The sequence below is a fragment of the Kribbella endophytica genome (assembly GCF_054781295.1).
Map to the genome: position 1 here is coordinate 156,040 of NZ_BAAGUR010000004.1, position 18,191 is coordinate 174,230.

Annotated in this window: 15 protein-coding genes; 4 read left to right on the forward strand and 11 right to left on the reverse strand. The window is 68.7% G+C overall.

What is annotated here, in order from left to right; translation table 11 throughout:
- Nucleotides 1-87 precede the first annotated feature (87 nt).
- Nucleotides 88-3,954 (forward strand): discoidin domain-containing protein, encoded by a 3,867-nt coding sequence (locus ACYVIO_RS32610; RefSeq protein ID WP_460654781.1) that lies wholly within the window; start codon nt 88-90, stop codon nt 3,952-3,954.
- 14 nt (nt 3,955-3,968) lie between these two features.
- Complete coding sequence (locus ACYVIO_RS32615) at nt 3,969-5,093, forward strand: Gfo/Idh/MocA family protein (RefSeq protein ID WP_460654782.1); 1,125 nt, start codon at nt 3,969-3,971, stop codon at nt 5,091-5,093.
- 84 nt (nt 5,094-5,177) lie between these two features.
- On the opposite strand, the gene ACYVIO_RS32620 is transcribed toward ACYVIO_RS32615, so the two are convergent.
- The 10 genes from ACYVIO_RS32620 to ACYVIO_RS32665 form a co-directional block, all read right to left on the reverse strand.
- A complete protein-coding gene (locus ACYVIO_RS32620; protein ID WP_460654783.1) occupies nt 5,178-5,744 on the reverse strand; it encodes a GNAT family N-acetyltransferase in 567 nt (188 codons plus the stop codon).
- A gap of 26 nt (nt 5,745-5,770) precedes the next feature.
- Nucleotides 5,771-7,045: an ROK family transcriptional regulator gene (locus ACYVIO_RS32625; RefSeq protein ID WP_460654784.1), complete on the reverse strand. Its 1,275-nt coding sequence runs from the start codon at nt 7,043-7,045 to the stop codon at nt 5,771-5,773.
- Between the two features lie 65 nt (nt 7,046-7,110).
- The gene (locus ACYVIO_RS32630; protein ID WP_460654785.1) at nt 7,111-7,971 is read right to left on the reverse strand and encodes a sugar phosphate isomerase/epimerase family protein; all 861 of its coding nucleotides are present in this window, start codon (nt 7,969-7,971) and stop codon (nt 7,111-7,113) included.
- Nucleotides 7,968-9,233, reverse strand: coding sequence for an enolase C-terminal domain-like protein (locus ACYVIO_RS32635; protein WP_460654786.1), 1,266 nt, complete (start codon nt 9,231-9,233; stop codon nt 7,968-7,970). The genes ACYVIO_RS32630 and ACYVIO_RS32635 overlap by 4 nt, the downstream gene beginning before the upstream one ends.
- The gene (locus ACYVIO_RS32640) at nt 9,234-10,112 is read right to left on the reverse strand and encodes an NAD-dependent epimerase/dehydratase family protein (RefSeq protein WP_460654787.1); all 879 of its coding nucleotides are present in this window, start codon (nt 10,110-10,112) and stop codon (nt 9,234-9,236) included.
- Nucleotides 10,109-11,074, reverse strand: a complete 966-nt coding sequence (locus ACYVIO_RS32645; protein ID WP_460654788.1) for a carbohydrate ABC transporter permease — start codon at nt 11,072-11,074, stop codon at nt 10,109-10,111. The genes ACYVIO_RS32640 and ACYVIO_RS32645 overlap by 4 nt, the downstream gene beginning before the upstream one ends.
- Nucleotides 11,071-11,892 (reverse strand): carbohydrate ABC transporter permease, encoded by an 822-nt coding sequence (locus tag ACYVIO_RS32650; protein ID WP_460654789.1) that lies wholly within the window; start codon nt 11,890-11,892, stop codon nt 11,071-11,073. Before ACYVIO_RS32650 ends, ACYVIO_RS32645 begins: the two co-directional genes overlap by 4 nt.
- A gap of 105 nt (nt 11,893-11,997) precedes the next feature.
- Nucleotides 11,998-13,377: an ABC transporter substrate-binding protein gene (locus ACYVIO_RS32655; RefSeq protein ID WP_460654790.1), complete on the reverse strand. Its 1,380-nt coding sequence runs from the start codon at nt 13,375-13,377 to the stop codon at nt 11,998-12,000.
- A gap of 115 nt (nt 13,378-13,492) precedes the next feature.
- Nucleotides 13,493-14,275: an alpha/beta fold hydrolase gene (locus ACYVIO_RS32660; RefSeq protein ID WP_460654791.1), complete on the reverse strand. Its 783-nt coding sequence runs from the start codon at nt 14,273-14,275 to the stop codon at nt 13,493-13,495.
- 12 nt (nt 14,276-14,287) lie between these two features.
- Nucleotides 14,288-15,142: a dihydrodipicolinate synthase family protein gene (locus ACYVIO_RS32665; RefSeq protein WP_460654792.1), complete on the reverse strand. Its 855-nt coding sequence runs from the start codon at nt 15,140-15,142 to the stop codon at nt 14,288-14,290.
- 71 nt (nt 15,143-15,213) lie between these two features.
- Here ACYVIO_RS32665 and ACYVIO_RS32670 point away from each other — a divergent pair, with 71 nt between their 5' ends.
- Together ACYVIO_RS32670 and ACYVIO_RS32675 are read left to right on the forward strand one after the other, a co-directional pair.
- The gene (locus ACYVIO_RS32670; RefSeq protein ID WP_460654793.1) at nt 15,214-16,137 is read left to right on the forward strand and encodes a LysR substrate-binding domain-containing protein; all 924 of its coding nucleotides are present in this window, start codon (nt 15,214-15,216) and stop codon (nt 16,135-16,137) included.
- Between the two features lie 106 nt (nt 16,138-16,243).
- On the forward strand, nt 16,244-17,074 hold the full coding sequence (locus tag ACYVIO_RS32675; RefSeq protein WP_460654794.1) for a phytanoyl-CoA dioxygenase family protein: 831 nt from the start codon (nt 16,244-16,246) through the stop codon (nt 17,072-17,074).
- Between the two features lie 59 nt (nt 17,075-17,133).
- Here the strand turns inward: ACYVIO_RS32675 and ACYVIO_RS32680 are convergent, their stop codons facing one another.
- Entirely contained in the window at nt 17,134-18,186 is a 1,053-nt protein-coding gene (locus tag ACYVIO_RS32680) for a DUF4185 domain-containing protein (protein WP_460654795.1), read from the reverse strand.
- Between the last annotated feature and the right edge of the window lie 5 nt (nt 18,187-18,191).

Consider the following 18,191-nt stretch of genomic DNA (forward strand, 5'->3'; position numbering starts at 1 on the left):
CGCTGGAAGCACCACCTCTTGAATTAGTAACACGCATGGTTTAACTTTCAGGCCTCGCTTCCGGCCCGCCACCTGGAGGACTCCCCCATGTCCGTACGAACACGCCTGCTCGCGGGTCTGTTGCCCGCGACGCTGCTGGCCGGAGTGCTGACCACAGCACCGGCCGCGGCGGCCACGATGTACCCGAGCGGCGTCGGCGCCGACCTCGGCGCCACCCCGACCACGCTCGGCGTCGCACCCGCCGCCGGTGCCGATCCCGCCGGCCTGCAGACCGGGACCGAGCAGGGCCGCACGTACTGGCGCACCAACCAGGCCGCCGGTACCGACTGGTTCTCCTTCGACGTCGACCGCGACTACGTCGACGAGCTGACCACCGACGACGTCGTCGTCACCGTCACCTACCTCGACTCCGGCACCGGGACCCTGCAGCTGAAGTACGACGCAGCGGCCGGTCCGGAGACCAGGGCCGACGACGTCACGCTGAAGAACACGGGCCAGTGGCAGACCGGCACGTTCGCGCTCGCCGACATCGAGTTCGCCGACCGCCTCGGAGGCGCCGACCTGCGGCTGTCCGGCAGCGCCGACATCACCGTCGCAGGACTGCGGATCAGTACGGCGGGAGCCACGGTCTCGCTCGGCGCGTCCCCGCTGGAGAGCGGCATCTCGCCGCGCGCCGGTGACCGGCCGGAGAACCTGAAGACCGGCGTACAGGACGGCCGTCCGTACTGGCAGACCGACCGGACCGCACCCGCGCCGGGCACGAACTTCTTCTACATGAACGTGTCCGACACCTACCTGTACGACAACCGGGGCCTGGTGCTCGTGAGCCTCGACTACTTCGACGAGGGCAACGGTCAGTTCGGCCTGCACTACGACTCCCCTGGTGAGACGATCCCGGAGCGCTTCAAGAACTCCGAGGTCGTCACCTACGGCGACACCAAGACCTGGAAGACCCACACGTTCGCGCTGCCGGACGCCGTGATGACGAACCGCTCGAACGGCGGCGACTTCCGGATCCACATCGGCGACGGCGCGGTCGACCTCAAGCTCGCGGCCGTCCGCGTCGCGAAGGTCGCTGGTGCTCTCGACGTGACCGAGGGTCTGAACGACCTGATCGACGAAGCCGCCCGTGCACATAAGGCCGCCCGGGAAGGCAGCCGCGACGGCCAGTACCCGACCGGCAGCCGCGCGACGCTGCTCGCCGCGATCGACGACGCCCGCGAGGTCGCGGCGACGCCGGACGTCACCGACGTCCAGGTGAAGGCCGCGCTCGTGAACCTGCAGACCAAGCTCGACGCGTTCACCGCGTCCGTGGTCGACACGAACTTCGCCAAGGCCGGTACGGCGTCCGCCAGCGGCGGCACCGGAGCCGCCAACGTCAACGACGGCAACCACGCCACCTCGTGGACCGTCGAGGGCGACGCCTGGCTGCAGCTCGACCTGCGCACGCCGCGCAACGTCAACGACGTCCGCGTCGAGTGGGCGCAGGCGTACTCCCCCGACTACACCGTCCAGGTCTCGAACGACGGCCGGAAGTTCACCACCGTCGGCCGCACCGGCTCGCCCGGCGCGAACCAGTTCAGCAAGACCCGCTTCGCGACGACGAAGGCTCGCTACGTCCGCGTGGTGATGACCGGCTCCCCGACGTACGTGGTGGAGGAGCTGCAGCTGCGCGAGTCGCCGGTCGTGGTCCCGCAGCCGAAGCTCGTGCAGACGGTGAACCCGACCGAGGACGGTGTGGTCGCCGACTTCGACGCCACCCGGTACGGCGCCGACCGCAGCGGTCGGTTCGACTCGACGAAGAGCATCCAGAAAGCGCTCTACGCGTGTCAGGACGCCGGCGGCGGCACGGTCTGGCTGCCGAGCGGGAAGTACCTGGTCAAGGACACCCTCGAGGTGCACTCGTTCTGCACGCTGCGCGGCGACCGCCGCAACCCCGATCAGGGGAAGAACGTCGACTACGGCACTGTCGTCATCGCCGACCTCGCGTCGGGTGACGACGGGCCGAGTCTGTTCCGGGTCGGCGGTTCGGCCGGTGTGATCGGCGTGACCACCTGGTACCCGCGGCAGAGCGCGACCCAGCCGGTTCCGTACAACTACACCTTCGAGATTCCCGGCGGCGCCTGGATCGGCAACGAGAACTACATGATGGCGACCGTCCAGGACGTCACCATGCTGAACTCCTACCGCGGCATCGGCATCAGCACGATGCCCAACGACCGCGGCAACGCGCCGAGCTCCGGCCAGGTGCACGAGTCCAGCACGATCCGGAACATCCGCGGCACCGCGCTCTTCGAAGGCGCCCGCGCCTACAACGGCGCCGACGTTGGCACCTGGGAGAACGTGACCTTCAGCAACACGTACTGGTCGCAGGCCCCGGCCGCCTTCAAGCCGCCGAGCCGGGCCGCGCTCGACACCTGGACCCGCGCCAACGGGACCGGGCTCGTGCTCGGCGACCTCGAGTGGGACCAGTTCCACAAGATCACGCTGTCGGACTACAAGGTCGGCATCCACGTCGTCGCCGGTCAGCGGGCGCAGTTCACCGGGAGCTTCCTGGAGCCGGACATCCGCCGTACCGGCACCGGCGTCCTGGTCGACGTGATCGACGACCGCTGGGGCCTGACGCTGGCCGGCGGTCGCGTCGAAGGCACGCAAGCGATCCAGAACAACGCTCGCGGCTACGTGAAGATCACCGGCACGCAGCTGCAAGGCACGCAGGCCGGCATCATCCACCAGATGGCGGGCGCCGCTCCGACGTACACCCAGAAGCCGCTGCCCGCACCGGCGCGCAAGAGCCTCACGGTCGTCGACGCGCCCCACGGCGTCGGCTACCTTCCGACGGCCGACGCAACCAAGAGCGTCCAGAAGGCGCTCGACAAGGCCGGTCGGTCCGGCGGCGGCATCGTGTACCTGCCCGCGGGCTGGTACCGGATCAGCACCCACCTGACCGTCCCGACCAACGTCGAACTGCGCGGCGCTTCCGCCGTACCGAACCGCGACCAGGGCGGCGCGAGCGGCGGCACGGTCCTGCACGCCTTCGAGGGCCGCGGCACCACCGCACCCGACACGACCACCGCGCTCGTCACGCTCAACGGCACCAAGTCCGGTGTCCGCGGTCTGCGCGTCTTCTACCCCGAGCAGAACCCGGGCGTGACCGAGGGCATCGTCGCCTACCCGTACGCCGTACGCGGCAAGGGCAGCCACACGTACGTGATCAACGCCGGCTTCCCGAACGCCTGGAACGGCATCGACTTCACCACCTACCGCAACGACCAGTTCGTCGTCCGCAAGGTCGCCGGAGCGTTCTTCGACCACGCGATCGCGGTCGGCCGCAGTACCGGCGGCCGGATCGAGGGCGTGCTGTCCAACGGCAACGCGGTCACCCGGATCGGCTACCAGCAGCCGTACTGGATGAACGAGGGCAGCATCTTCGAGCTGGTGATCGACAAGTACATGCGCAAGCAGGCCAAGATCGTCACCGTCGACGGCGCGACCGGGCTGACGCTGTTCAACGTCTTCGCGTACGGGTTCCACGACGGGCTGGTCGTGAACGACGGGCAGGTCGACGCCTACAACCTGGGCACCGACAACCTCGGCGCCGACGGCTACACGGTCAAGGTGGTCAAGGGCGACGTCGAGGCGACCAACCTGGCCCGCTACAACGGCGCCACCAGCACCGGGCCGGTCACTTTGCACAACGTGATGGTGATCAACGTCGTCCAGCGCGCGGTCTCGGTGCAGGCCGACGGCAACGGCACGGTGAAGGTCCTCGGCAACGAGTCCGAACCGGGCTCGTACGAAGTTGGCGCGCAGGTGACCGTGACGGCAGCGGCTGCATCGGATAACGTTTTCCAGAACTGGACCGTGAACGGCGAGGTGGTCTCGACCGACGCGTCGTACACCTTCACCGTGACCGCGGACCAGGTACTGACCGCGCACTTCACCACCGAATAGCAGCAAGGAGCGAGATGGCTGACTCGACGACGCCGCACCAGGTCGCGATCGTGGGCTGCGGCATCATCGGACGCACCCACGCCGACACCGTCAGCGCCCGGCCCGACGCCACGGTCACCGCCCTGGTGGACGTGGACCCGGCCGCGGCGCAGGCGCTGGCGGCCCGGCTGACCGAGGCCGGGCACCCGGAGCCGAAGGTGTACGGCGACCTGGACGCGGCGATCGCCGGGTCGGACGTCTCGCTGGTCGCGGTGTGCGTGCCGAGCGGTACGCACGCCGCGATCGCGGAACAGGCACTGGAACACAAGTTGCACGTTGTGATCGAGAAGCCGCTCGACGTCGACGTCGCGAAGGGCCGGCGCCTCGCGGCGGCGGCCTCCCGCGCGGCGAGCCACGGAGTGGTCTGCTCGGTGATCAGCCAGCACCGGTTCGACCCGGGCAGCATCGTCGTCGCGGAGGCCATCCGCGCCGGGCGTTTCGGGACGCTCACGTCGGCAACCGCCTCTGTGGCCTGGTGGCGCAGTGACGAGTACTACGCCTCCGCAGGCTGGCGTGGGACCTGGGCGCAGGACGGCGGTGGCGCGCTGATGAACCAGGGCGTGCACACCCTCGATCTGCTGCTGTGGTTCATGGGCCGGCCGGTCACCATCCAGGCCCAGGCGATCCGGGCCGCGCACCACGCGATCGAGGTGGAGGACACGCTGGTCGCGACGTTCACCTTCGAGAACGGCGCGGTCGGCACGCTGCACGCGACCACCGCCGCGTTCCCCGGCGGCCGGACCCGGATCTCGGTCCACGGCACCGAGGGTGGCGCCGAGGTCGAGGACGACGTACTGCGCCGGTTCAACGCCGACGGCAACAAGGAGGACCTGCCGATCGAGGAGCAGGCGTCCAAGGAAGCCGGCAGCCAGCAACTGTCGACGAACGGCCACAGCCGCCAGTACGCCGACATCCTGGATGCCGTGAGCAACGGTAAGCAGCCGGGGATCAGCGTGCAGGACGGTATCGAAGCCCTGGCGGCGGTCCGGTCCGTCTACATCGCGTCGACCCTGCAGCGCCCGATCAAGTTCGAAGACGTTCTGGAAGGCAAGTACGACGATGTAGAGGTCTCCCGCGGCGTCGGCCTCCCGCCCGCCTGAGCCGAAGGCGAAAGGCCGGGGGCGGCGCGCGCCTCCTCCCACCGCCCCCGCTCTCCCCGCCCCGCAGGGGCGGGGAGAGCGGGTTCAGGAGAACGGCTGGCCAGGCTCGCGGTCGTTCAGGATGCGGTGGTACAGGTTGCTGTTCTGCCAAGCCCCGTTGATGTGCAAGTAGTTCGCGGCGTACCCGTACTGCTCAAATCCGCACTTTTCCAGCACCCGCTGCGACCGATGATTGTCGTGCGCCGTGCTCGCCGCGACCCGGTGCAACAGCAGCACCTCATCAGCCAGCCGGCACACAGCATCCAGCGCCGCCGTCGCGAGCCCTCTGCCGACCTGCGCCACATCGACCCAGTAGCCGATGTCCCCGTTCCGCCACGCCCCGTGCACGATGTTCGACAGCGTCACCGTACCGATCACCTGGTCATCCTCGACCAGCACCCACGGCACAAGGTTGTCCTTCGTCAGCAACTCCGCGAACCGTCCCGCATGGAGGTCCGCGTCGTACCAGGACTCAGCCCGCCGAGGCTCCCACGGCCCGAGCTGCTCGCGGCTCCGCTGCTGGGCCTCGACGAACGACACGGCATCCTCCGGCCGCACCACCCGGAGCTGAACGGTGTCGGTCAAGGACGCGGTGAGGGCAGAGGGATTCACGACCGCATCCTAGATCGGCCGCCGGTCTACTTCGGCAGCCGCCGGGCCTGGCTCGACCCGCCGACCCGCGGGGTGAACGCGTCGTGGAAGATCGTCGACGCGGCACCGACCGCGGCCGCGTCGGTCTGCAGCATCGACTCCTCCACCGCGACCGTCCGGGTGCCTTTCGCGATCGGGAACGAATTCACCGCGCGGTCGATTTCGGAAATCAGCGTCGCCGCGATTTCCTTTTCGTACGCCGGGCCGCCGAGAACGATCAGGTCGATATCCAGCAGGTCGACCATCCCGACCGCACCCTGCGCAATCACCCGGGCCACCTGGGTGACCGCTTTGCGGGCCGCTTCGTCGCCCTCGGCGGCGGCTTTGCAGACCGCTTTGTAGCGTTTCGCCTCGTCGGTCGCGCTCGCGTCGGTCTCGACATATCCGAACCCGGCCGCGATCACCGGCAGCGAGGCTGTCGGGTTGCACTCGGCCATCATCCGCGGGCCGCCCTCGCCGTCCCACTCCCCCATCCGCAGCGCGGCCAGCTGCCCGAACTCGCCGGCGTTCGCGGTCAGGCCGCGGTAGATCGAGCCGTTCAGGATCAGCCCGGAACCGACCCCGGTGCCGAGGTACAGGTAGGCGAAGTCGCGCGCCCGCGCGGAGCGGCCGATCCAGCGCTCGCCGATCGCGGCCGCCGAACCGTCCTTCTCGACCAGGACCGGATGGTTCAACTTCTGCTGCAGCAACTGCCGGATCTCGAGGCCGCGCCAGGCCGGCTGCAGCGGGAGGTCGAGCAGCGTGCCGTCGGCGTTGATCGGACCCGGTACGGCGACGCCCACGCCCAGCAGCGACGCGGTGTCGACCTGGCTGATGCTGATCGCGGCGGTCACCGTGGCGGCGACCAGGTCGACCAGCCGGTGCGCGTCCAGATCCGCGGCCAGGTCCACGGTCTCGCGCCGTACGATCGTGCCGTCGAGATCGACGACCGCGACCGTCAGCAGTTCGGGGTCGATGTGGATGCCGACCGCGTGGGCGGCGTTCGATCGCAGCCGGACCGGGGTCCGCGGTTTGCCGAGTCGTTCGGCGCGTTCCTGCGCCTCCTCGACCAGCAGTCCCTGCTGCAGCAGCACCCGCAGGATCCGCGACACCGACTGCTGGGTCAGGCCGGTCCGCCGGGAGATCTCGGTCCGGCTGATGATGCCGGCCACCCGGATCGTCTCGATGATCACGGCCTCGTTGAAGGAGCCCAGGTCGTACTGGTTCGCCCCTGATCGGGTCGGTTCGTCCAGTACCGCCGAGTCACTGTCTGGCGTGACCATCGCCCACCTCCCTTGTCACATTCTTCCCCGCTGATGTCGATTTCTTTCCACACCCGCCGAAACGATCAGCGCAGATCGTACCCCGCCGCCCGCGCGACGCCGGTGAGGTAATCGAGATTGTTCCGCGTCCTTTCCGGCAAAGGCAGGACGGTGGAGAAATCCTCGACCGCGACCCACCCGTCGTAACCGACCGCGGCCAGCTGAGCGAACAATTCCGGCAGCGACGCCCGGCCTTCACGCAGCGGAACCCATTTCGGCTCCCAGCGCAGCGTCCCGTCGCTTTCCACCGCCGCCAGGTGCCACGCGCAGTTCTTCACGTGCACGTGGGCCAGGTACTCGCCCAGCAGGTCCAGGCCGTGCTCCTCCCAGCCCTCGATCACCAGGTTCCCGATGTCGTGGATGACGCCGACGTACGCCGGGTCGAGCCCTTCGAGCAGCCGCCGGGCCGCCGACGCGCTCGGCGTCAGCGTCTCGTGGTGCAGTTCGACCAGCGCCTGTACGCCGTACTGCCGCGCCTTCTCCTCGACCCACTCCCAGTGCTCCCGGCAGGCCGCGAACGCCTCCCGGTAGGTCTGGCCCGGCTCGACCTTCAGCCCGGCGATCCGGACCCGGCCGGCGCCGAGCGCGGCCGTTGCCGCGAGCATCCGCTCGGCGTCGGCCCGGCGCGTCGGCGGCACGTAGCCGCCGAGCGCCGAGAACTCCAGCCCCGCGCCGGTCGTTATCGCCGCGATCTCGTCCAGGCTGTCCTCGAGCCCGGTGAGCGGCCAGGTCGCCCGGTTCCCCGACCAGAAGCCGGCGTTGCCCGAAGGCTCAGCCTGGTCGGTGATCCGCCACTCGATCCCGTCCCAGCCCTGCTCGGCCAGGATCTTGGCCGCCTCGGCCGGGGTCCAGTCGGGCGTCGACGCGGTGAACACGGAGAACTTCACGGAGCCTCCAGGGCCCCGTCGATCCGCCGTACGCCGGCCGCCCACTCGTCGTGCCCGGACAACTGCGCCGGGTACCGCGCGGCCGCGGCCTCGTCGATCTCGATGCCCCAGCCGGGCGCCTCGTTCGGGGTCAGCCAGCCGTCCTTGATCCGCAGGGTGCCGGGGAAGACCTCGTACGTCGCGTCGTTGTAGATGTGTCCCTCTTGGATGCCGAAGGCCACCGAACTGACGTCGAGGGCAACGTTCGCCGCGGCACCGATCGGCGAGGTGTCCCCCGGCCCGTGCCACGCCGTCTTCACGCCGCACAGCTCGGCCAGGTCGGCCAGCTTCCGCGCCGGAGTCAGGCCGCCGATGTCGGAGACGTGCGACCGGATGAAGTCGACGCCGCCGTCACGGACCAGCCGTACGGCGTCGCCCATCGACGTGGTCAGCTCGCCGACGGCCAGCGGCACCGGCGACGCCGCCCGGACCTCGGGCAGCCGATCCCAGTGCTCCGGCGCCAGCACGTCCTCGAGGAAGAACAGCCGGTACGGCTCCAGCGCGCGAGCCAGCAGCACGGCCTCCTTCGGCGTGAGCCGCGAGTGGGTGTCGTGCAGCAGTTCGATGTTGTCCGGCAGCGACTGCCGGGCCGCCGCGAACAGGTCCGGCGTGGTCCGCAGGTAGTCCCGGGCCGACCAGCCGTTGTGGTACGGCGAGTCCGGGTACAGCGTGGCCAGCCGCGGCGCGCCGTACCCGCCGCCACCGGGCGTGGAGACCTGGAGCCGGATGTGCCGCCAACCCTGCGCGACGAGTTCCTTGGCGTGTTCCAGGCACTGGTCGATATTGATGCCGCTGGCATGAATGTAGGTGTCGGCCGCGGCGCGGACCTTGCCGCCGAGTAGCTCGTACACCGGCATCCCGGCGCGCTTGCCGGCGATGTCCCACAGCGCCTGGTCGATCCCGGAGATCGCGTTGTTGGTCACCGGGCCACCGCGCCAGTAGCCGGAGAAACCGGCCAACCGGGTCAGATCGCCGATGTCCCCGGGATAGCGCCCGACGAGCAGCCGGGCCAGGTGCTCGTCGACGAACGTCTGCACCGCCTTCCAGCGCTGGGTGAACGTCGCGCAGCCCAGCCCGTACAGGCCGGGCTCGGTGGTGTCGATCCGCACCACCACGAGCGGGATGCCTTGCGGTGCCGTCACGATCGCCTTGACGGCACGGATCCGGATGTCGTCGCGGACCGGCCAGGGCTGGGCGAAGGTGGCGGGCGTCTCCTGCGGCATTCAGGTCTCCAGTCGGTCGATCGGCAGGTCCAGCTCGTGCTGGGCCTGGAAGCCGAGCACGGTCCGGGCGGCGGTCAGGTCCATCGGTACCTCGCGGCCGGTGAACCGGCGCAGCCGGGGCACGCGCGGCGCGAACGCGTCGAGCAGGTCCTCGGTCGCGAACGGCGCGTTCGTCGTACCGGCCGCGACGAACAGCGTGTGCTGCCCGGACAGCGACGCGGTCAGGCCGAGCTCGATCGCGTACGCCGCGTCGCGGGTGTCCAGGTAGCTCCAGCCCTCCCGGACGCCGGCGACCGGGTTCGTCCGGAACCCGTCGGACTGCCGGCGCAGCACGTCCGGGGTGTTGACGTGTGGGAACCGGAGCGAAACGACGTCGATCCCCCAGTGCCGCCACGCCATCCGCGCGGTGTTCTCGTCGTTCTGCTTGGACAGCGAGTACCAGTCGTCCACGTCCGACGGGATCTTCTCGTCCAGCGGGTAGTACGCCGGCAGCACGTCGTGGTGATTCATCGGTACGCCGTACGCGTTGATGCTGCTGGCAACGACGGCCCGCTTGATCCCGAGCGCGCCCGCCTGGGCGAGCACGTTGAAGGTCGAGACCACGTTGCCGGTGTAGACGTCGTACGGCGTACCGGAGTCACGGTGGGCCAGCGCGGCCAGGTGCACGACCAGGTCCACGCCCTCCAGCGCCGTCGCGACGTCGTCCTCCGACCGGGTGTCACCGATGACCACCCGGTCGGCCTTCAGCGCTGGATCCTCGACGATGGTGAGCGCCGTGACCAGCGCGCCCAGCCCGGTCAGGTGCTCGGTGGTGACCGACCCGATCCGGCCGGCCGCACCGGTCACCAGCACCCGTCGTCCACTCAAAGACGAACTCACTCCTTGATCCCTCCCGACATTCCGACTCCTCTGAGGAACTGTTTCTGGAACACCAAGAACAGCACCACCGGGACCAGGACCGCCAGGAACAACGCGCTCATCTGCAACGAGATCTCCGTGGTCTGCGCCACGCGGGGCAGTGCGACCGAGATCGGCTGCAGCTTCGGGTCCGGAAGCACCAGCAGCGGCCAGAGGTAGTCCTTCCACGACCCGATCACCGTGAGCAGCGCGACCACGCCGAGGATCGGCTTGGACAGCGGCAGGATCAGCGACGTGAACAGCCGGACGTTGCCCGCGCCGTCGATCCGCGCGGCCTCGATCAGCTCCCGCGGGATCGCGTCGAAGTAGCGCTTCATCACCAGGATGTTGAACGCGCCCGCCGCCTGCGGCAGCCAGACCGCCCAGAAGGTGTTCTGCAGGTTCACCCCGAGTACCGGCATCTTCAGGATGGTCAGGTAGAGCGGGACCAGCGAGATGACACCGGGCAGGAACAGCGTGGCCAGCACCGCGCCGGTGATGATCGGGCCCCACTTCGGCCGCAGCACGCTGAGCACGAAGGCGCCCGTCGTACAGACGAACAGAGTGGACAGCAACGAGCCGATCGCGATGATCGCCGTGTTGCCGAGGTACGAGCCGATCTGGACCTTCGTCCAGGCGTTCGGCAGGTTCGCCCACTGGATCCCGTTCGGCCACAGCTCCATCGGCCCCTGCAGGATGTCCTGGCTGGTCGACAGCCCGGACTTGAGCAGCCAGAGCAGCGGTCCGACGCCGGCGACCAGTACACCGATGAACAGCAGCACCTGGACGGTCGGCAGGCCGTACCGGATCAGCGGCCGCCGCCGGTCCGCGGTGGAGATGATGCCGCGTTCCTGCGCTTCCGCCGTACGGCGGCTGCTGCGTTTGGCCGGGGCCGCGTCGTCCGGTGCGGTCGCGACCTGCTCGGTGATCGGGAGACTGGTCATGTCGTGCTCCAACGCCGGGTGAGGAAGTGGTACACGACCGACAGCACGCACAGCACCCCGGCCAGCAGCACGCTGAGCGCGGTGGCGGCGCCGAAGTCGCCGTTGATGAACGCGTAGCGGTAGATCAGCAGCAGGATCGTGGTGGTCGCGTTGTCCGGACCGCCACCGGTGAACAGGAACGGCTCGGTGAAGACCTGGAACGTCCCGATCAGCTGCAGCAGCATCATGATCAGGATGATTCCGCGGATCTGCGGCAGCGTGACGTGCCAGACCCGTGACCAGATCCCCGCGCCGTCCAGCTCGGCCGCCTCGTACAGCTCGGTCCGGACGCCGGTCAGCGCGGCCAGGTAGATGATCGCGGTCGCGCCCGCGCCGGCCCAGGTCGCCTCGAGCACGATCGCCGGCATCGCCAGGTTCGGCGAGTTCAGCCACGACAGTGGATCGATGCCGAACCAGCCGAGGATCGTGTTGAAGACGCCGGTCCCGCTCGGGTCGTAGAAGAACTTCCAGAGCAGGATCGCGGCCACCGGCGGAACCACCGCCGGCAGGTAGGACAGCACGTTGTAGAGCCAGCCGGTCGTGCGGAGCTCGCTGATGAAGACCGCGAGGAACAGCGGGACCGGGAAACCGAAGATCAGCGCCAGGACCGCGAAGTACAGGGTGTTCAGCGTGGCCTGCGGCAGCTGCGGATCGGTCAGCACGTAAGTGAAGTTGGACCACCCGACCCACTCGGGGGTGGTGACCAGGTTGTTCTTCTGGAAGCTGAGCACCAGCCCGCGCACGATCGGGCCCCAGGAGAAGTACAGAAAGATCAGCACCAGGGGCAGTGCGAAGAAGATGGCGCTCAGCCCGCCGGAGCGGTACCAGGTGAGCAAACCCCGGCGGGACTGGGCATCGGAACGGAGCGACAGGGCCATGGTGGGTTACCGGGCCAGGCGCGCGTCGATCTTCGAGGCGGCATCGGTGAGCAGTTTGTCGATGTCCGCGTCCTTCTTGGTCAGCACCTGCTGCACGACCGGGTCGAGCAGGGCGTAGACCTCCTGGCCCTTGTTGGACGGCTCGGGCAGGAGCTTCAGCGACTTGGTCGACTCGATGTAGCCGGCGAACTGCGCGACCGGCACGTTGTTGTACGGCTCACGCCACTTGTTGTACTGGTCGTAGGTCTCCTGGCTCAGCGGCGTCACGCCCGGCCGGCCGACGAAGCCCTTGTCCGCGATCGCCGTCTTGGCGTCGTCGACGGCGAGCTGCTCGTTGGTGTACTTGTCGAACTCGGTCGCCTTGATCCACTTCAGCGCGGCCACGATCTCGTTCTTGGACGCCTTCGGGTTGATCATCTTGATCGAGCCACCGGTCAGCGTGCCGTGCGGGCCGCCGTCCTGCGGCAACGCGCCGTGGCCGTAGTCGGCCGGCTTCATGCCGAAGTTCTTCACCGCCATGTCGTAGGCGTCCGAGGCCTGCATGACCATGCCGATCTTGCCGGCCGCGAAGTCCTGCCGGATCTCCTCCTGGTTGTACAGGAAGTTGCTGCCCATCGTGTTGTCGGTCCAGCGCATGTCCTTCAGCAGCTGCAGCGCCTTCTTGGTCGGCGCGTCGTTGAAGGTGCTCTTCTTGCCGTCGTCGGACTGGACCGTGCCGCCCATGCTGTAGGTCATCGTGGTCAGCATCCAGCCGCCGGTGTTGTCCTTGGTCAGCTGCCCGTAGCCGGCCTTGCCGGTCTTCTCGTGGATCTGCTTGGCGTACTGACGAACCTCGTCCCAGGTCGTCGGCGGCTTGTCCGGGTCGAGCCCGGCCTGCTTGAACAGCGCGCGGTTGTAGGCCAGCCCGACCGAGAACGCCTCGAACGGAACACCATAGATCCGGCCCGCGTCGTCCTGCACCAGTTTCAGGGTCTGCGGATTGAGGTCCTTGGTCAGGTCGACCAGCTTCAGCTCGTCGGTGATGTCCGGCAGCTGCTTGTTCGGGATCATGTTCAGCGGCTCGGTGAAGCTGATGCTCATCACGGTCGGGAGCGAGCCACCTGCCACCTGAGCCTGGAAGGTCTGCGCGTCCCACTCGGTCTCGGTGGCCTTGATCGTGATGTTCGGGTTCTTGTCGGTGAACGCCTTGATCTTGCGCTCGAACGACGCGACGTCGGCCGGCTTGTCGGGTTTCGGCTTGTTCCCGACCGTGATCGTCACCGGTGCGCTCTGGTCGATCGCGCCACCAGTGTCCGCGGCGGGCGTCGTCCCGTCCGCACATGCTGCCGCGGTCAGCAGCAGGGCCGCGGACGTCAGCGTCGCGACACACCTAGCCGTTCTCGTCATCGGAACTCCTCAGGGGGTGTGGGCTGGGCCACAGTAGGTCCAAGTTTGAGTAAGTTAAACCATGCGTGTTACTTTATCAACGCCTGGCTCGGTCACGGTTCGGCACAGCGGTGGATCAGGTGTCGAGCGCACCCATCGGCATGAACTTGCGCGCCTGCTCATCGGCCAGGAAGTCGATCAGCAGCTGGTTGACGAGACCGGCCTTCTCCAGCGGCAGCCCGTGCGAGGTCCCTGGTACGACGGCCAGCTGCGCGTCGGGCAGCGCCTTCGCGATCTCCACGCTGTGCTCGATCCGTACGCCGTCGTCGTCGCCCTGCATCACCAGGACCGGCATGGTCAGCCGCTCGCCCAGCTCGCCCAGATCCAGGTCGGGCATCGTGCGCCACATCTCGGCCCACTTCGCGAACACCACGTCGAAGTGCCCCGGCCCGTCCGGTGCGAGCATCTCGTACTGCGCGCGGAACGCCGTCGCGAGTTGCTCGAGGCCCTCGTCGGTCAGCAGTTGCTCGGCCGCGGCCGTCTGACCGGCTCTCGTGAGTTCGGCGCCGATCAGCACGAGCTTGCGGACCAGGTCCGGCCGGGCGAGCGCGAGCCAGGCGCCGAGCTTGCCGCCGTCGCTCCAGCCGATCACGCGCGCTGGCCCGATCTCGAGCCGCTCGACGAACGCGACGAGATCGGCGGTCATCAGGTCCATCGTGACCGGGCCGTCCACGTCCGGCGTACGGCCGTGACCGCGGCGTTCGGGGACGATCACGGTGTAGTGCCGCGCCAGCGCGTCGATCTGGGCGACCCAGGTCTCGCCGTTCACCCCACCGCCGTGCAGGAGGATCACGGGCTCGCCTTCGCCCTCGACCTCGAAGTAGGTCAGCACTCCCCCGGCCTCGACATACTGGCCCACCGCAACCACCTCTCAGCTCACCGGCACGACCTCATCATCTTCGACCAGAGCGGGGAGCAGCCGCACGGCGGCCTCGGTCGTCGAACGGGCGGCCGGCAGCAGCGGCAACCTGACGTCCGGCGTCGGGATCTCCCCTCGGGCGTGCAGTACGGCCTTGATCACCGTCGGGTTCGGCTCGGCGAACAAGGCCCTCGACAGGCTGCCGAGCTCATGTCCCAGCCGGCGACCGGTCGCGAGGTCACCGACCCGCCAGGCCGCGACGAACTCGACGAACTTCGGGGTCTCCAGGTGTGCCGAGGCGAGGATCCCGCCGTGCGCACCCAGCGCGAGCATCGGCGCGATGAACGGATCGTCGCCGCCGAGTACGGCGAAGTCGTCGGGCAGGTCCCCGCTCAGGAACAGCATCGTCTCGTCGTCGATCCCGCCGGCGGCGTACTTGATCCCGGCAATGTTCGGCAGCTCGGCGAGCTTCTGCAAGGTCCCGGCGCTCAAGGCCTGACCGGTCCGGTACGGCACGTGGTAGATCACCAGCGGGACCGGACTCTTCAGCTGCCGGAAGTACTCCAGCACGCCCGCCTCTCCCGGCCGCACGAACGGCGGCACCAGGCTCAGGCGGGCATCACCACCGTTGCCTCCGACAATCAAAGTCGCGCCGTACTCGCGGCACACCCGCGTCGCGACCTCGACCACCGCCTGCTTTTCCGCTGCGGTCAAACTCCCCGGTTCGCCGGTCGTTCCCAACGCGACGAGTCCACTCGCCCCATCCCTCAGCATCCGCTCCGCGAGTGCTTCGAGCGCATCGAGGGCAACTGCGCCTTCCTCGTCGAACGGAGTGATCAGCGGGACGAAGACACCAGTGAGGTTCATGGAAACCAGCCTCACGGCGGTCGACCCTAAGGTCCAGTTCGCATTTCTCGTCTCGTGCTTAAGCTGTCCTTATGCTCGACGTCCGCCGTCTACGGCTCCTCCGCGATCTCGCCCAGCTCGGCACGATCACCGCGGTCGCCGACGCGCACACCTACACGCCGTCCGCGGTCTCCCAGCAACTCACCGTCCTGGAGCGCGAAGCCGGCACCCGCCTGCTCGAACGCACCGGCCGCCGCGTCACGCTCACCCCCGCCGGCGAACGCCTCGTCCAGCACGCCGAGAAGATCCTCACCGCACTCGAGGAAGCCCAGGCCGATCTGGCCACCACCGAACTCATCGGCCCGCTCCGCATCGGCGCGTTCCCCACCGCCGTACGGACGCTGCTGCCGTCGACCCTCGTCCGGCTCGCCCGCGATCACCCCCGTCTCGATCTCACCGTCACCGAGCTCGACCCGGCCGACGCACCCCGCGAGCTCCGCGAACGCCGCCTGGATGTTGCCTTGGTCAACGATTACGACGTGATGCCGGCACCTCGCCTCGACGCGATCGACATCCGCCCGCTCGTCGACGAAACGGTCTACCTGGCGACGCCCTCGACCGGGAAGAACACCAGCGCGCCCGCGCACACGTCGACCCCGTCCGCAGATGGCGCGCCGGTGGGTTCGGTTGCCGATGCCGAAGGAGTCGCCTGGATCGCCGGGACTCCCGGCACGGCCTGTCACGCTGTCACGGTCCACGCCTGTCAGGCCGCCGGGTACACCCCACGCATCCGCCACACCGCCGACGACTTCGACGCCGTCCTCGCCCTGGTCGCCGCCGGCCAGGGCGTCTCCCTCGTCCCACACCTCGCCGCCGGCTCACCACCCAACGGCGTCACCCTCGTCCCCCTCGCGATCCGCCGCCGAACCAGCATCGCCTACCGCAACGGCGCCGCCCGCCACCCGGCGATCGCGGCCTTCGTCGACGCCGTACGAGCTGCCGCTACGCCGTACTGAACGCGCCGATCGCCGTCTTTCCGTAAGTTCGCAACCTTTTGGGCCTCGTCGGCAACGTACTGGGTAGACCGGGCGATCGGTGCCCGGCGGACTTGAAGGGTGGGACATGTCAGCGGTGAACGACGTCGACGTGAACGGATTCTGGGAGAACGGCTGGACGATCGTGCGTGGGGTGTACTCCCCCGACGACGTCAAGCGGCTCCGCGAGGCGGCGCACTGGTCCCGGAAGAGCTTCGGGGGCGACCTGCTCGCCAACCCGCGGCTGCGCGAGGTGCTGACCGACGGCAACTTCGTGAAGATCGCCCGGCAGATTCTCGGTGAGGACAAGATCGTCTACACCGGCGACAGCGCGTTCACGGTCAACGGGGTGCAGCGGGGCTTCCACAAGGACAACGCCGACCGGGTCGACCCGAACGCGCCCGACTGGAACGGCCGGTACACGATCCTGCGGTTCGGCATCTACCTGCAGGACCACTACCGCCACACCGGCGGCCTGAACCTGCGCCACCAGTCGCACAACACCCCCGACCTGAACGTCGGGAACAACGTGTACGTCCGCACCCGCGTCGGCGACGTCGCGGTCTGGAGCCTGCGCACCACCCACAGCGGCAACGGCACGCTGCTGCGCTTCCCGAAGTCGAAGGCGCCGCTCCCGCACGAGCACGACAAGTACCCGAAGTGGCGCGTCGCGAGCAAGGACGGCGACCGCATCGCGCTGTTCGCCGCACTGGGCCTCGACGACGCCCACATGGCCCGGTACGTCGACTACCTGAAGACCCGCAAGTACATGGTCGACATCTGGGGCAAGACCCGCTACGACCAGGCCGCGCTCACCGCCGCCAACGAGGCCGGCCTGATCGTCCGCGACGTCCCCCGCGAGGTCGCCGGCGACGCGACAGCAGGGCAGAACGCCGACTACGTCGCCCTGCCGTACTGATCCGCCGGGAGGCCTGAGCAGGTTGGTGGACCCACTCAGGCCTCCACGGCAACTGCCGACTACCCGAAGCCGCGGACGCGGAACTGCATGACGCGGTACGGCCAGCCGGCGTCGGTCTTCCACTGGCTGACCGCCAGGTGCAGGTCGCTCAAGGTCGAGCCGGGGATGATGTAGCCGCCGTACAGCTGGGCGACGTGGTTGCCGTCCTCCTGACCCCACGCGCCGCCGTAGACGAGGGTCTGACGGTTGGCGGTGTAGAGGTTCGACGTCGGCGTGTCCATGATGATGCCGTCGATCCGGTAGTCGCCGGCGTTGAACCAGGTCAGGATCCACTTCCCGCCCAGCGGCCGCAGGCAGAGCTCACCGAAGCTGCCGTTCAGGATCGGTGTGGCCGGGTTGCCCCAGGCCCACACGCCGTCGCGGAAACCCCAGGGCTCGTACGCCGCAGGGTTGGCGATCTGGTTGCTACGAACGCGCTTGAGGATGATCGGCTTGTTGCGCTGGAACCCGGTCGAGTACACGTAGACGTAGCCGTCGCTGCCCTCACCCCACGTCAGGCACTGGAACAGCCCGCCGTCGAGGTTCGCGTCGAACTTCGCACCGGTGTGGTACCAGCTCGCGCCCGAGTTGTCGCTGCGCCAGATCTCGGTCCACACCACGTTGCCGAGGCCCTTGTTGACCATCGCGTGCAGGTACATCGACCCGCCGATCGTGATCACGTCCGACGGCAGCACGGTCGAGAACGTCGGGTTGTCGTGCGGGTAGTCCCACAGTTGCTGGGCCGCCGCGCCACCGACGGCGCCCGACCACTTCACGCCGCTGTTCAGGTCGGTCGTCGTCGACCACAGCGCGACCGGCGATCGCCACCACCCACCGCCGACGCGGGCCTCCTCGAAGGTGTCGCCGAACATGAACAGCATCCGCCCGTCCGGCGTGCGGACCGGGATCCCGAGGTCGGTCGCCGCCATCCGGAACCGGTCGGTCAACCCGGGGCCGGTGAGGTCGGCGACCTTGTTCGTGGTCACGGCTTGGATCGACGCGTTGGCAACACCCGGTACGGCGGCGAGGGCGCCGGCACCGGCGGCGGCTTTCAGAAAGGTCCTGCGGTCCATGGCGA

Bases quoted from the DNA above. Each gene is read 5' to 3' on its own strand.
- ACYVIO_RS32610 (WP_460654781.1), top strand. From the start codon at position 88: ATGTCCGTACGAACACGCCTGCTCGCGGGTCTGTTGCCCGCGACGCTG.
- ACYVIO_RS32615 (WP_460654782.1), top strand. From the start codon at position 3,969: ATGGCTGACTCGACGACGCCGCACCAGGTCGCGATCGTGGGCTGCGGC.
- ACYVIO_RS32625 (WP_460654784.1), bottom strand. From the start codon at position 7,045: ATGGTCACGCCAGACAGTGACTCGGCGGTACTGGACGAACCGACCCGA.
- ACYVIO_RS32635 (WP_460654786.1), bottom strand. From the start codon at position 9,233: ATGCCGCAGGAGACGCCCGCCACCTTCGCCCAGCCCTGGCCGGTCCGC.
- ACYVIO_RS32645 (WP_460654788.1), bottom strand. From the start codon at position 11,074: ATGACCAGTCTCCCGATCACCGAGCAGGTCGCGACCGCACCGGACGAC.
- ACYVIO_RS32655 (WP_460654790.1), bottom strand. From the start codon at position 13,377: ATGACGAGAACGGCTAGGTGTGTCGCGACGCTGACGTCCGCGGCCCTG.
- ACYVIO_RS32665 (WP_460654792.1), bottom strand. From the start codon at position 15,142: ATGAACCTCACTGGTGTCTTCGTCCCGCTGATCACTCCGTTCGACGAG.
- ACYVIO_RS32670 (WP_460654793.1), top strand. From the start codon at position 15,214: ATGCTCGACGTCCGCCGTCTACGGCTCCTCCGCGATCTCGCCCAGCTC.
- ACYVIO_RS32675 (WP_460654794.1), top strand. From the start codon at position 16,244: ATGTCAGCGGTGAACGACGTCGACGTGAACGGATTCTGGGAGAACGGC.
- ACYVIO_RS32680 (WP_460654795.1), bottom strand. From the start codon at position 18,186: ATGGACCGCAGGACCTTTCTGAAAGCCGCCGCCGGTGCCGGCGCCCTC.